Source organism: Sphingomonas sp. (assembly GCF_041661885.1).
Classification (GTDB): Bacteria; Pseudomonadota; Alphaproteobacteria; order Sphingomonadales; family Sphingomonadaceae; genus Sphingomonas.
In genome coordinates, this window is sequence record NZ_JBAZTL010000005.1 from 278631 (window position 1) to 291700 (window position 13070).

13 protein-coding genes are annotated in these 13070 nt (G+C 66.5%); 4 read left to right on the forward strand and 9 right to left on the reverse strand.

The window, feature by feature from the left end; genetic code table 11:
* Nucleotides 1–4 precede the first annotated feature (4 nt).
* The gene (locus tag WC704_RS11955; protein WP_372890136.1) at nt 5–925 is read right to left on the reverse strand and encodes a pirin family protein; all 921 of its coding nucleotides are present in this window, start codon (nt 923–925) and stop codon (nt 5–7) included.
* Nucleotides 926–1116: 191 nt separating this feature from the next.
* On the opposite strand from WC704_RS11955, the gene WC704_RS11960 reads away from it, so the two are divergent.
* Nucleotides 1117–2013, forward strand: a complete 897-nt coding sequence (locus WC704_RS11960; RefSeq protein WP_372890137.1) for a LysR family transcriptional regulator — start codon at nt 1117–1119, stop codon at nt 2011–2013.
* 13 nt (nt 2014–2026) lie between these two features.
* On the opposite strand, the gene WC704_RS11965 is transcribed toward WC704_RS11960, so the two are convergent.
* The 8 genes from WC704_RS11965 to WC704_RS12000 form a co-directional block, all read right to left on the reverse strand.
* Nucleotides 2027–2149, reverse strand: coding sequence for a hypothetical protein (locus tag WC704_RS11965; RefSeq protein WP_372890138.1), 123 nt, complete (start codon nt 2147–2149; stop codon nt 2027–2029).
* Nucleotides 2146–2379: a hypothetical protein gene (locus tag WC704_RS11970; protein ID WP_372890139.1), complete on the reverse strand. Its 234-nt coding sequence runs from the start codon at nt 2377–2379 to the stop codon at nt 2146–2148. The genes WC704_RS11965 and WC704_RS11970 overlap by 4 nt, the downstream gene beginning before the upstream one ends.
* 23 nt (nt 2380–2402) lie before the next feature.
* Nucleotides 2403–2783 carry a hypothetical protein gene (locus WC704_RS11975; protein WP_372890140.1) on the reverse strand — a complete coding sequence of 127 codons (381 nt, stop codon included), beginning with the start codon at nt 2781–2783 and terminating at the stop codon, nt 2403–2405.
* Between the two features lie 129 nt (nt 2784–2912).
* Complete coding sequence (locus tag WC704_RS11980; protein WP_372890141.1) at nt 2913–3842, reverse strand: amidohydrolase family protein; 930 nt, start codon at nt 3840–3842, stop codon at nt 2913–2915.
* A 90-nt stretch (nt 3843–3932) separates the two neighbouring features.
* The gene (locus tag WC704_RS11985; RefSeq protein ID WP_372890142.1) at nt 3933–4679 is read right to left on the reverse strand and encodes an SDR family NAD(P)-dependent oxidoreductase; all 747 of its coding nucleotides are present in this window, start codon (nt 4677–4679) and stop codon (nt 3933–3935) included.
* A gap of 61 nt (nt 4680–4740) precedes the next feature.
* A complete protein-coding gene (locus WC704_RS11990; RefSeq protein ID WP_372890144.1) occupies nt 4741–6207 on the reverse strand; it encodes an aldehyde dehydrogenase family protein in 1467 nt (488 codons plus the stop codon).
* 138 nt (nt 6208–6345) lie between these two features.
* Nucleotides 6346–6762 carry a nuclear transport factor 2 family protein gene (locus WC704_RS11995; RefSeq protein ID WP_372890146.1) on the reverse strand — a complete coding sequence of 139 codons (417 nt, stop codon included), beginning with the start codon at nt 6760–6762 and terminating at the stop codon, nt 6346–6348.
* Between the two features lie 31 nt (nt 6763–6793).
* Complete coding sequence (locus WC704_RS12000; RefSeq protein ID WP_372890148.1) at nt 6794–8326, reverse strand: GMC family oxidoreductase; 1533 nt, start codon at nt 8324–8326, stop codon at nt 6794–6796.
* A gap of 1189 nt (nt 8327–9515) precedes the next feature.
* Between WC704_RS12000 and WC704_RS12005 the strand changes: the two genes are divergently transcribed.
* The 3 genes from WC704_RS12005 (at nt 9516) to WC704_RS12015 (ending at nt 12898) form a co-directional block, all read left to right on the forward strand.
* Entirely contained in the window at nt 9516–10559 is a 1044-nt protein-coding gene (locus WC704_RS12005) for an ArdC family protein (RefSeq protein WP_372890150.1), read from the forward strand.
* Entirely contained in the window at nt 10556–10972 is a 417-nt protein-coding gene (locus WC704_RS12010; protein WP_372890152.1) for a DUF2958 domain-containing protein, read from the forward strand. The genes WC704_RS12005 and WC704_RS12010 overlap by 4 nt, the downstream gene beginning before the upstream one ends.
* A gap of 84 nt (nt 10973–11056) precedes the next feature.
* Entirely contained in the window at nt 11057–12898 is a 1842-nt protein-coding gene (locus WC704_RS12015) for a ParB/RepB/Spo0J family partition protein (RefSeq protein WP_372890153.1), read from the forward strand.
* The last annotated feature ends 172 nt before the right edge of the window (nt 12899–13070 follow it).

Consider the following 13070-nt stretch of genomic DNA (forward strand, 5'->3'; position numbering starts at 1 on the left):
AGGGTCAATGAGCCAGATGCGGGATCGCTGACCCGGGAAGGGGGATGAATTCGGTTTCGTCCCCCGGAACACCCGGAAAACGGCGCTCCTGCCAATCGAGGGCCGCTTGGTCGATGCGGTCCTGCCGGCTCGACACGAAGTTCCAGAAGATGTGACGGGGGCCGTCCAGCGGTTCGCCGCCCATCAACATAAAACGCGTCGGGCCATCGGCTCGGACGATGATTTCACTGCCTGGGCGGAAAACGACCAGTTCGTCTTTGCAGAAGATGCCGATCTGCCCCTCAACCTCGACACCGCCCTCGACAATATAGACGGCGCGTTCGACGTGGGCGCTGTGAATTGGAAAGCGGCTACCCGCTTCCAGCACGACGTCCGCATACAGAGTGTCTGAAAACAGCTTGGTCGGCGAGGTTCGCCCGCCGAATGTGCCCGCCAGCAGCCGCATGTCGACGCCACGGTCGGAAAGAATCGGGACGTCGCCGGCCGCCACGTGCTGGAAAGACGGGGGACTTTCTTCTAGCGCCTGCGGCAAGCCCAGCCAAGCTTGGAAACCAAACAGCGTCTCCTCCCGGCTCCGGCTTCCAGGCCCGCTGCGCTCGGAGTGGACGATGCCGTTCCCTGCGGTCATCAAGTTCACCTCGCCGGGTCGGATGGTCTGAAAATGCCCTTCGCTGTCGCGATGATCGTTTTCTCCCGTGATCAGGTAGGTAAGCGTGCTCAGGCCGATATGAGGATGCGGACGCGTGTCGAGACCTTGCCCCGGCGCGAGCACGACGGGTCCAAAGCTATCCAGGAACACGAAGGGCCCCACCATCCTGCGTTTTGCCGAAGGCAGTGCCCGACGCACTTCGAAATCGCCAAGGTCACGGGTGGCCGGCAGGATCATTTGTTCAACGGGGCCGGTATGGGACGAAAGCGTCATCATAATCTCCTTGCCGGGCATTTCGGACGGGTGACGGTTGACCGACGCCCAGGAAACACACTGCGATGGCACGGATGTACGCGGCGAGATGGTTCGCCAAAACTGGTCAATTTTCGATCGAACTGTTCGATCAACTCGGTATGAAGAGGTGACCGGCGAGGGCTTGCCGGGTCATTACCCAAGGACATGCGATGATGTCGGATCCCGGTACCCCAACGCTCGACCAACTGCGCGTACTGGTGACCGTGGTGGAAACCGGCAGCTTCGCCGCCGCCGCGCGCAAGCTGAACCGCGCAACATCGGTGATCAGCTACACAATCGCCAATCTGGAGGCACAGCTGGGGGTCCGGCTGTTCGATCGGGAAGGCACGCGCAAGCCGCAACTGACCGACGCGGGCCGGATGATCGTCGGCGAGGCGCGGATGGTCGCGAGCGGGATCGACTCGCTGCGCGCCAAGACCATGGGGCTGCTGCAGGGCCTGGAATCCGAACTCCACTTGGTGCTCGACACCTTCCTGCCGCAGGCGCGGGTGGTCGATGCGCTGACAGCGTTCTTCCAGACCTTCCCCACGGTTTCGCTGCATCTGTCGGTCGAAACGCTGGGCGCGGTGACGCAGCGGGTGATGGATCGCCGCGCGAGCATCGGCGTCAGCGGTCCGCTGGATACGATGGGCGGGATCGACCGGATTGCGATCGGCGCGGTGCGGCTGGTGCCGGTCGCGGCGAAGGACCACCCGCTGGCGCTGGCCGGACGCACCCAGCCCGGGGCCGGGCGCGCCCATATCCAGCTGGTGCTGACCGACCGTTCGCCGCTGACCGAGGGCAAGGACTTCGCGGTCATGAGCAGCCAGACGTGGCGGCTGGCCGATGTGTCGTCCAAGCACATGCTGCTCAATGCCGGCATCGGCTGGGGCTATATGCCCGAACCGATGGTGCGCGAGGATCTGGCAGCAGGGCGCCTGGTGATCCTCGACATGCCCGATGCGCCGCCGGGCGACTATACGATGCACGCGATCCACCGCAGCGATACGCCGCCGGGACCGGCCGCCGCGTGGCTGATCGAGCGGCTGCGGACCCAGCAGGAACCGTAGCCGCACGGCGGCATCAATCGCCTTTGCCGGGGCAGAAGGCGCCGGTCTGGTCGATCACCTCCAGCGTCGTTGCGATCTGCGATGCCTGAGAGGGCGTGAAGCCGCACAGGATCAGGAATAGCGGGAGCCAGGTCATGGCCGGCGCACGCGCGGCATGGCCACCAGCATGAACGCCATCATCAGGACCAGCGTCACGATCGCGGAAAAGATCGGGTCCGACAGCAAAACCAGCAGCCGTGAATAGAGCGACGCAAGCGCCGCGACGCCCGCCAGGGCATAGAACCCACGGATCAGCAGGTGCACAGGATTACTCGACTGGCGCTTCGCCGCGTGGTGCGCGCCGCTACGGAGGCTGAAGGTCGTCATTTCGGTTCTCCAGGGCGGGCGGGTCAGGCGGCGACGCGCGCGGCGTTGCGGACAAGCTGGCGGATTTCGTCGATGGCCTCGCGCACGAACCCTGCACCCAGCAACAGCTCGGTTTCCGCCTGCGGCAACGCATCACCCTTCAGGCGATACATTACGGCGTAGCGGCGCAGTGCCTCCAGCCGAGCATCGGCGAGGGGATTGGCGCGCTTTCCTCCGAACAGCCAGCCCAGCACGGTGTCCAGCCGACCGGGCGCACGCAGGCTGGCGCGGCCGTCAAGCCGGGCGAGTTGCACGACCTGGCGCTCCAGCGGAGCGACGTGCGACACCACATCGTGGCGCGGCACTACGCCGGTGGCTGCCAGTGCGGCGCGGGGGAGGTCAAATGCAAGATCGAGATAAGCCATGTCGCGTTCCTTTCCACCTGTGCCGCAGCCCGGCGGTGCAAGGCGGTACTGGGCGCAGTCGATCTGCCGAAACAGCCGAATAAGATCGAAGGAAACGATCGATGAATTCGAATAGTTGCTGCCGGCTGCTCAACGCGGCCGACCGAGCAGGACGGCGGCATTGTCGCGATAGATGGCGGACCGGGAGAGGCCGGGCACGTCCATCGCCTCCAGCGCGGACGCAAACGTCCTGAGCCCGAAATCCGGTGCCATCGGGAAATCGGTCCCGAACAGGATGTGCGACGGATCGGCGATCTGCCCCAGCGCGGCAAAAGTCGGCGCGCCGGCCGCCAGCGCCGTGTCGTAATAGAAGGCTCGAAACGCCGCCGCCGGATCGCCCACCCGTTCGATCACGCCGGGCATCATGTTCAGCGACAGCGCGACGCGGGGGAACAAATAGGGCAGCGCCCCCCCGGCATGGGAGAGGATGAAGCGGATCGCCGGGAAGCGCGTGAGCACGCCCGCGAGGATCAGACTGGTGGCGGTGCGCGTCGTCTCGAACGGGAATTCCAGCACCGATGCCGGCGCAACCGCGGGTAAGGCGTAGCTCGGCTCGTTGGGATGGATCAGCACCACCGCACGGCGCTGGTCCAGTTCTTCCCACAGCGGCGTGAACCGGTCGTCGCCCAGATAGGCGCCGTCATAGCTGGTGAACAGGATGAAGCCGTCGGCCTTCAGCGCGTCCAGCGCGTAGGTTGCTTCGGCGAGGCTGGCGTCGATATCGGGCAGCGGCAGGCTGGCAAAGGCGCCGAACCGGCCCGGATGAATTTGGCGCAGCGTGGCGGCGGCATCGTTGCAGTCGCGGGCGACGCGGATTGGGTCGGCGACGTGCGGCACCGACGAGACCGACAATATGCCTTCCGCGATCCCCGCTTCGTCCATCATCGCGATCGCCTTTTCCGGCGACCAGTCGGGCGCGCGCTTGTTCGGCATCTGTGCGGCGAGCACGTCCATGCCGACGGCGTTGATATAGGTCTGCGGAAAGAAATGCTGATGCGTGTCGATCTTGCCGAATGGCATGGCGTCGTATCCTGGTGGCGCCACCGCTGGGCCGCTGTCGCAACGGCCGCTCGGTAGCGTGCAAGGTTGGAGATGGGCCGGAGTGGCCGCTTACGAGATCTTGTATTGGCCGCCGTCGACCGGAACCGCCTGCCCCGTGATGAAGGCCGCATCGTCGCTCGACAGGAAGCACACAGCGCCGGCGATATCGCTGGGCTCGGCAAAGCGCTTGATCGCCTGTTGCTGCCAGGTCTGGCGCTTGACCTCTTCAGGCATGTCCTGGGTAAGGCGCGTGTTGGTAATCGCAGGCAGCACGGCGTTCACGGTGATGCCCGAATCCGCCACGTCGTTGGCCAGCCCGCGAACGAAGCCGATCACACCCATCTTCGATGCCATGTAGTGGCTCATGCCGGGGATCGCGATGCCGATCGAATTGGACGAGATGTTGACGAAGCGGCCCCAATTGTTGCGGCGCATCTGCGGCACGAACTGCTTGGCGCTCAGGAAATGCGAGTCGAGGTTGATTGAGAAGGTGCGCTTCCACTGCTCGAAGTCGAGTTCGTCGATGCGCTTGTTGCTGCCGATTCCGGCATTGTTGACGACGATGTCGGTCTGACCGAAGCGTTCCTGCACCATGGTATCGATACGCGCCCAGTCCGCTGCGCTGGTCACGTCGCCGGTGGCAACCAGGCTCTCGTCGCCAATCATCCGCGCCGTCTCCTGCGCTTCCTCGATATCGACGAGAACCAGCCGGGCACCGTGCGCGGCGAGCTTGACGGCGATCGCCTGGCCGATGCCGCGCGCCGCGCCGGTGACGATGGCAACACGGCCTTCATGGCTCAATCTTGAGTCGTTCATGGGAATGCCTTCGCGTTGGGAAAGGTGCGGCGCCACCCGAGGGGCAGCGCCGCCGTTTCGGTCAGAATGCGTATTGCGGCGCGTTCGCGCTGTGGCGGGCGTTGATCCAGATCGTGTCGCTGAAATCGTTCATGCAATCGGGGCCAGTGCGGCCCCAGCCGCTGTCCCGCACCCCGCCCAGCGGCACATGCGCTTCGTCGTTGACGGTGGCGGTGTTGACATTGACCACCCCGGCTTGGATGCGCGGCGCCAATTCTAGCCCGCGATAGCTGTCGCCGCTGAGGATCGAGGCGACCAGGCCGTAAGACGTGCGATTGGCGACGCGCACCGCATCCTCCACCGAATCCACCGGCTCCACGATCACGACTGGGCCGAATGTCTCTTCGTTCGAGATGGTCGCTTCATAGGGCACGTTGGTGAGAATAGTCGGGTGATAGACCTGCCCGTCGAACGTGCCGCCGGTCTCGATCTTCGCGCCCAGCGCCACCGCTTCGGCGATACCCTTGCTGACCTTCTCGATCGCCGCCTTGTTGATCAGCGGCCCGATCAGCGTTTCCGGGTTCGACGGATCGCCCATTGGAAGCTGCCGCGCGCGGGCGACGAACCTCTTGAGGAATTTCTCGTACAGCGGGCGGGCGATGATCACCTTGCGGGTGTTCATGCAGATCTGGCCCTGGTGGAAGAATGCGCCGAACGTCGCGGTGCGCACCGCAAAGTCGACATCGACATCGTCGAGCACGATCAGCGGGTTATAGCCGCCCAGTTCCAGCACGGTGCGCTTCAGCGTGCGGCCGGCCCGCTCGGCAAGGATGCGCGCAGTGCCGACGCCGCCGATCAGGTTGATGCAGCGGACATGCGGCGAGGCGAATACCGCGTCCGCAATCGCGCCCGCGCCGCCGGGGGCGTGCGGCACGACGTTGATGACGCCGGCAGGGAAACCCGCTTCTTCCGCAATCCGCGCCACCATCAGCCCCGCCGAGACCGGGGCGAATTCGGAGGGCTTGATGACCACCGAGTTGCCCGCTGCCAGCGGCCCGAGCGCGGCGCGCCACGACAGGATGTTGGCACCGTTCCAGGGCGTGAAACAGGCGACCACCCCCAGTGGACGACGGATGCTCATCGAGAGCCGGCCCTCGACATCGGTCGGGAAGGTCTCGCCTTTGGGCTGATGCACCCAGCCCGCCGCCGCTTCGAGGTTTTCGACAACGAGGGTTTGCTGGAACCGCGCGAAGGAAATCGTGCTGCCGGTTTCACGCGACAGAATATCTGCGATCTCGCCGGAGCGTTCGCGGTAGAGGGCGGCGGCCCTCAAGAACAAGGCGGCGCGCTTGGTGGGCGCCATGGCGGCCCATGCGGGAAACGCAGCCTGCGCGGCGTCGATCGCGGCCGTGGCATCGGCCTGGCCGCCAGACGCGATGCGCGCCATCAGCTTGCCGCTATAGGGTTCGTGCACGTCGAACGTGGCGCCGTCCGCTGCGTCTTTCCATTCCCCGCCCGAATAGAGGCGGTGGGTTTCGATCTCGCGCATGGTCTACCTTTCAAGCTACGCGGTTGCACGCTCCCGTCGCCGGAATCGCTGGTCGATCCCGCCGGGGCGATGGTGTGGGCGGCTAGGCCGCCGATAAGGGGGACGGTCAGGCGCGCGCGGCGCCCGACCGCGCGGGGATCAGAAGCCGCCGCCGCCCATCGCGGCCAGGAACGCCTGCGGGTTCCAATATTCGCGGTAGTTGACGATTCTCCCGTCGCGGAACGTTACGAAGGTGGCATAGCGCATCTCATAGGGATTGCCGTTGGCCAGCACCGTGCCCGATGCGCTCCAGTCGGCGATCGCCACATTGGGATCGTCGGTCGCGTAGATCTTCACGGTCGGCAGCGCGCGGATGTCGATCGCATCGGGATAGCCGCGAAGATAGTCGTACAGCGCGGCGCGGCCCTCGATCCGCGCGGGCGCGCCCGGGGGGGCGAAGGGGAACTCGGCGACGACGTCGTCGGCGCAAAGCTCGGTCCAGCCCTTCATGTCCTTGGCGAGGAAGGCGTCGAGGCTGCGCTGGACGCGCTGCGCGGAGGTGAGCATTTCGGTCATTGGTGTATCCTTGGTTTCGGGAGTGGCAGGTTCAGGCGATCGTGGAGGCGATGCGCTCGGCCAGCATCATCGTCGGGAAGGCGGTGGCGACCGAGGGAACATCCGGCCAGATCGAGGCATCGACCACGCGCAGCCCGGTGATACCGCGCACGCGCCCGTCGATATCCACCACGGCCTTCGGATCCTTCGATCCGCCCATCGGCACGGTCGAGGTCGGATGCTGATAGGTGAGCACCGAAGCGGCCAGCGTGGCGTTGATCGCCGCCCGGTCCTTCACCGCCGCGCCGGGGGCGAGTTCACCGCCGATCATGTCGGCAAACGGCGTGTTGCGGGCGATGTCGCGGATTATCTCGACGCCGTCGACCAGCCGCTCGCGGTCGCTCGCGTCCTTCAGGAAGCCGAGGTCGATCACCGGCGCCGCATGGGGATCGCGGCTGTTGATGGTGAGCGAGCCGATCGAGCGCGGGCGCACCAGGGCTGCGAACAGCAGGAACATCGGCGGCGCCTTGGGATCTTCGGGCAGGGTCGCGGTGCTGATATTGAGGTCGGCCTCGTCGCCCAGCGCATGGCCCGATGCGGTCCACAGCATCGCGCCGATCGGCGGATAGGGTAGCCCCACCGCTTCCTTGCGGATCGACCACACCGTCGGCACCAGCGGGTGGTCCTGCAACTGGCGGCCCACCGGCAGGTCGGCGACCACCGTTATGCCCAGCCCGCGCAGCGTGGCGGCCGGGCCGATGCCCGAACGCATCAGGATCGCGGGGCTGACATAGGTGCCCGCCGACAGGATCACCTCGCCGGCTATGACGATCTCGCCGCCCGCCAGCCGGACGCCAGTGGCGCGACTGCCCTGCATCACCACCGCATCGACCAGCGTCTGGTCGCGGATCGTCAGGTTCGGACGCGCACGCACCGCATCGCCCAGCAGGGTCATACCCGTGTTCAGCCGCACGCCCATCCGGGTGTTCATCACATACGGCCCGACGCCCAGCGGACGCTCGGTCGCAAACCCCGCCGAGCGCGCATGGCCGGCGGCGAGCGCGGAGGCGATGAAGGCGCGGTGCTGGTCGGAGATTTCCTCCTCGCCCAACTGGTGCAGCGGGAACGGGCCGTCATGCCCCTCGCCGCCGGTGCCCGAGGTGCGCTCGAGCGATTTGTAGAAGGGGTGCGTCGCGTCCCAGCTCAGTGCGGCGAGATCATGGTTGCGCGCCCAGCGGTCATGGTCGTTCTTCGGCAGGCGCATCGCCACCGCACCGTTGATCGCCGAAGAGCCGCCGAGCACCTTGCCGCGGTTGAGCGGGATCTTGCGGCCCAGCACACCGGGCTCGCTCTGGAAGCCCCAGTCGTGCTGCGCATCGCCGCCGACCAGATCTTGGCGGCGGACGGCATCAGGGTAGGCGTTGGGCGGATAGGCCTTGCCCGCTTCGATCAGCAGCACCCGGCGCGCCGGATCGGCGCTCAGCCGGTTGGCGAGCACCGCCCCCGCGGATCCACCACCGACGATGATAATGTCGAAGCTGACGCGCCCGGCGGTTTGTGCAGTTGCTTCGGCGGCTGCGGTCATCGCCAACGCTGCAGCGCCTCCAGCGAGAATATCCCGCCTATGCAGTCCCTTGTCCGATCTATTGGCAGCACTCATTTTCGGTTCCTTGGTCGTACGATGCGGGGAGCACGCTTCATCGATTCGGCGTTTGATGTTCGTTTCCGGGAACATGCGTGAGGCTATTCTCGGTTAAGGCTTTTCTCGGTATGCTTTAATGGTACGACGCGCGGTGCGGTCGAAGAAGCCGCTATTATTCGATGGAAACCATCGGAATGCCCGATACCTGATCCTCGCGATATGCTGATGCAGGTTGATGCTGTGGGGGCGGAAAGCGTTCGGCGATCGCGGCGCACCGTCGAGAACCCGCTTTGTAGCCTTGGAACGGCGAATTACGACACAAACCGCCCTGCGAAGTTTGGTGCCATGTCCGGCATTGTTGGGCCTTGCCGGAACGGCGGCTCCGTGAAGGACTGAGTACAGGATCGCAAAAATTTACCAGCAGAACTCTAGCCGGGTGGGGTGGGCGCCTCGCGCCGGTGAAGCGGCGCGACCGCGCTCTACGGCTCGAAGCCAGGCTTCTCGCCGCCGAGCCCCGTTGCCGGGTCTCGGCCTGACGGCAACGATCGGCTGGCGCGGGTCAGCGATGCTGACCTGATGGAGCGGGGCTGAGGACGCACACTGCCGGGCGGCTTCGCCTTGCCCGGACAGGGTGCGGCGCCCGATGGCGGCCCCGCAGGCACTCCGGCCTCTCGGTCGGGCGGTGCGCCCGGTTTCGCGAGGCCGGCGACGAGTGCCGCCCTGGCCACGGACACCCCGCAAAGTCGTACTTTGCGGGGCCCCTTCGCGAAGCCCGACCTTGCACCGCTCACCCGCCCGCGCCGGCCGGGGGCCATCCCTTTGCTGGCGGCGGCCTTGCCGCCGGAGAGTGCTGCGGTCGCCGCTCGCGCGGCGGCGCTGTCTGTGGCCTCTCCCGGTGGCGCGGGAGTGGGCGGCGCTCCCTGCTAGGCCCGCTCGCGTCCCCGGCAAGCCGGGCTGCGCCCGGCTCCTTCACTGCGTTGCGGCCCTGCGGCACCCCATCGCGCGAGCGCGATGGGGACCCCGGACTTGGGTGCCGGCGCCGCTCAAGCTGGCCTTTCCGGTCGCATCTTGCCGCCCACCCCCGCTTCCGGGGGAGGCCATGGGGGTTTTGGGGCGGTGCAGGAGGTGAACGATGCCTGTCTCCCCGACCGTCCGCGCGCGCGGCAAGCGTGGCAAGCACAAGGCGGCCAGTGCCGCTTGCCGGCTCGCAGCCATTGCCCGGACCAGTCCCGAACCGAGCCGCACGAACCTTTATGACGAGGTGACGGCGCGGATCATCGGCGAGCTTGAGGCGGGGCGCGTGCCGTGGGTGCAGCCTTGGGGGGCGACCGACCCGGACGGGAGCCCGCGCGGAACCGCGCCCGGACTGCCGCGCAACGCGCTGACCGCGCGCCATTATTCCGGCGTCAACGTGTTGATCCTGTGGGGCGCGGTGATCGAGCATGGCTTTCCCTCGCAGGGGTGGCTGACCTTCAAACAGGCGCTCGAAGCAGGCGGCGCGGTCAGGAAAGGCGAGCGCGGCACCACCGTGGTCTATGCTGACCGTTTCGTGCCCGAAGCCGAAAAGGCCCGCGCCGTCGAAACCGGCGGCGACACCAAGGCCATTCCGTTCCTCAAACGCTTTACCGTCTTCAATGTCGCGCAATGCGAGGGGCTTCGCCCCGGCCTCGCGCCCGATCCGGCGCCCCTCCCCGAACGCGAGATCGTGCCGATCGCCGAGGAAGTGATCGCGGCGAGCGGCATCGAGTTCCGCGTCGGCGGCAACCGCGCCTTCTATGTGCCCGCGCAGGATTATGTGCAGGTGCCGCCGCAACCGGCCTTTTACGAGCAGATCAATTATTACCGGACCTGCCTGCACGAACTGACCCACGCCACCGGCCACCCGTCGCGGCTGGGCCGCAACCTTACCACCGGCTTCGGCACCAAGGATTATGCGCGCGAGGAACTGGTCGCCGAAATGGGGTCCGCCTTCCTGTGCGCGGCGCTCGGCATCGTCCCGACCGTGCGTCACGCCGATTATCTGGCGTCATGGCTTGAGGTGCTGCGCGAGGACAATCGTGCGATTTTCCGCGCGGCCAGCGCCGCGACCAAGGCCGCCAACTGGCTGCTGGCCAAGCACGCCGCCGCCCACGCCGAACACGTCCAAGGCAACGCAAGCGACTGGAGGGCGGCATGATCCTGCTCACCCCCGAACTGCGCGCCGTGCTGCGCGCGAATGCCACCGACAACGACAGGCCCGGCCACGATCCCGCGCCCGCCGTCAAATTCTTCAATCCCGTCGGCGCGGCGACATGGCTTGCGACCGAACTTTATGACGATGGCGACACGCTGTTCGGCCTTGCCGACCTTGGGTTCGGCTGTCCCGAACTTGGCTGTTTCAGGCTTTCGGAACTGGCAAGCATCCGCTTGCCGTTCGGCCTCGGCATCGAGCGCGATATCGGCTTTTCGACGACCGCCAGCCTGTCGGTCTGGGCCGACACCGCGCGCCGCGCCGGGTCGATCCAACAGGCCCAATCGATCCTCTGGCGCATCGAGTCCGCGCCGGCCCCCGAGATTCCGACCGATCCCGAGCAAGGGAAAGGCGGATGACGCGCGGCGCGTAACGCCGTTTTGTAAGCCGGTCCCGCCAATCTTGGACGAACAACGGGACCGGCACTCACAAGGAGTGGTCCCATGAAACTCGATTTTATCCCGCTCGACAAGCTGGTCGTGAGCAAGGCCAATATGCGCTACGGCAAAAAGGCCCCGGACGTGTCCGATATCCTGCCGACCGTTCGCAGCCGTGGCGTGATCCAGCCGGTCATCGTCCGCCCGAACTGTGCCCCCGATGGCTATGAGATCGTCGCCGGAAGCCGCCGCTTCCATGCCGCGAAGATCGTCGCCGAAGAACGGCGCGCGGCGGGCGATGCGACACCCGAGCCGATGCCCTGCGCGATTCTCGACGACGGCGACGATGCCGCCGCCATCGAGGCGTCGATGATCGAGAATATGGCGCGGCTCGACCCCGACGAGGTGACGCAGTGGGAGAATTTCACCCGCCTCGTGCGCGAGGGCCGCAAGGTGGAGGACATCGCCGCGACGTTCGGATTGCCCGACCTCACCGTCAAGCGCGTGCTGGCGCTTGGCAATTTGCTCCCCGCGATCCGCGACCTCTACCGCAAGGAACGGATCGACGCGGCGACCGTGCGCCATCTGACGATGGCGTCCAAGAGCCAGCAAAAAGCATGGCTGGCGCTGGCCGACGACGAGAATGCCTATCTGCCGACCGGCCACCAGTTGAAGGCATGGCTGTTCGGCGGGCAGTCGATCGCGGTGAAACATGCGCTGTTCGACGTGGAGGCGAGCGGGATCGCGACCATCGCCGACCTGTTCGGCGAGGACCGTTATGTCGCCGATGCCGATGCTTTCTGGACGGCGCAGAATGCCGAAATCGAGGCGCGCCGCGCGGCCTATGTCGAACAGGGCTGGGCCGACGCGATCATCGTGCCGCCGTCCGATCATTTCTCGACGTGGGAATATGAGAAGGCGGGCAAGCGCAAGGGCGGGCGCGTCTATATCGACGTGCGCGCGACCGGCGAGGTGATCGTCCACGAAGGCTATGTCTCCGGCAAGGAAGCCCGCCGGATCGCCAAGGCGGAAGGGTCGGAGAACGGGACCGGCCAGAAAGCGGCACGGCCCGAGGTGACATCGACCATGCAGACCTATGTCGATCTGCATCGCCACGCCGCCGTCCGCGCCGCGCTGACCGGCCATCCTGCGGTCGCGCTGCGCCTGATGGTCGCCCACGCCATCGGCGGCTCGCATCTGTGGCGAGTCTCTCCCGAGCCGCAGTCAACCCGCAACGACGAGGTGCGCGACAGCCTCGATAACAGCAAGGCCGAGGCGGATTTCGACGGGCGCCGCCGCGCGGTGCTGGCGGTTCTCGGCTTTTCCGCCGAGGAACCGACCGTGACCGGGGGCAATGGCGACGACTATGGTGTCGTTGGCATCTTCCAGCGGCTGCTCGACCTTCCCGATGCGGTGGTGCTGGAGGTGATCGCCATCGTCATGGGCGAAACCTTGGCGGCGGGCAGCGCCGCGCTCGAGGCGGTGGGCATGGAGATCGGCGTCGATATGGCCCGCTGCTGGCAGGCCGACGACGCCTTTTTCGAGCTGATCCGCGACCGGGAAGTGCTGACCCGGATCGTCGCCGACGTGGCGGGCGAAACCGTCGCCAGCGCCAATGCGGGGGAAAAGACCAAGACCCTGAAACGCATCGTCCGCGATCATCTCGACGGCGTGGGCGGACGCGACCGGCGCGAGAATTGGGTGCCACGCTGGATGGCGTTCCCGCCCGCCGCCTACACGCCGCGCGGCGGTGTTGGCACCGTCGCGGCCCATGCCAAGGCGCAGGCGGCGCGCGAGATCGAGCGAGCACGGCACGGCGATGACGAGCCAGACCCGAGCGCACCCGGCGCGGTGATCGCGTCGGCGGAACCGGAGGACGAAGCCGATCCGGTGCGGTTGGCGGCGTGATTATCGAGGGGAGCGGCGAAAGCCGCTCCCCTCTTTTCCGCCCCTCAAAATCCGGCCGCGCGCCCTCGCCCTGACGGGCTCGGGCGCGCGGTTTTTTTATCCGGCACGTCCAACACACGCAAAGCGAAAACGAGCGGGCGCGCACGTTCGTTGACAGTATCTCCATACTGTG

Coding starts and splice junctions, on each gene's coding strand:
- WC704_RS11955 (WP_372890136.1), bottom strand. CDS start 925: ATGATGACGCTTTCGTCCCATACCGGCCCCGTTGAACAAATGATCCTG.
- WC704_RS11960 (WP_372890137.1), top strand. CDS start 1,117: ATGTCGGATCCCGGTACCCCAACGCTCGACCAACTGCGCGTACTGGTG.
- WC704_RS11965 (WP_372890138.1), bottom strand. CDS start 2,149: ATGACCTGGCTCCCGCTATTCCTGATCCTGTGCGGCTTCACGCCCTCT.
- WC704_RS11970 (WP_372890139.1), bottom strand. CDS start 2,379: ATGACGACCTTCAGCCTCCGTAGCGGCGCGCACCACGCGGCGAAGCGC.
- WC704_RS11975 (WP_372890140.1), bottom strand. CDS start 2,783: ATGGCTTATCTCGATCTTGCATTTGACCTCCCCCGCGCCGCACTGGCA.
- WC704_RS11980 (WP_372890141.1), bottom strand. CDS start 3,842: ATGCCATTCGGCAAGATCGACACGCATCAGCATTTCTTTCCGCAGACC.
- WC704_RS11985 (WP_372890142.1), bottom strand. CDS start 4,679: ATGAACGACTCAAGATTGAGCCATGAAGGCCGTGTTGCCATCGTCACC.
- WC704_RS11990 (WP_372890144.1), bottom strand. CDS start 6,207: ATGCGCGAGATCGAAACCCACCGCCTCTATTCGGGCGGGGAATGGAAA.
- WC704_RS11995 (WP_372890146.1), bottom strand. CDS start 6,762: ATGACCGAAATGCTCACCTCCGCGCAGCGCGTCCAGCGCAGCCTCGAC.
- WC704_RS12000 (WP_372890148.1), bottom strand. CDS start 8,326: ATGACCGCAGCCGCCGAAGCAACTGCACAAACCGCCGGGCGCGTCAGC.
- WC704_RS12005 (WP_372890150.1), top strand. CDS start 9,516: ATGCCTGTCTCCCCGACCGTCCGCGCGCGCGGCAAGCGTGGCAAGCAC.
- WC704_RS12010 (WP_372890152.1), top strand. CDS start 10,556: ATGATCCTGCTCACCCCCGAACTGCGCGCCGTGCTGCGCGCGAATGCC.
- WC704_RS12015 (WP_372890153.1), top strand. CDS start 11,057: ATGAAACTCGATTTTATCCCGCTCGACAAGCTGGTCGTGAGCAAGGCC.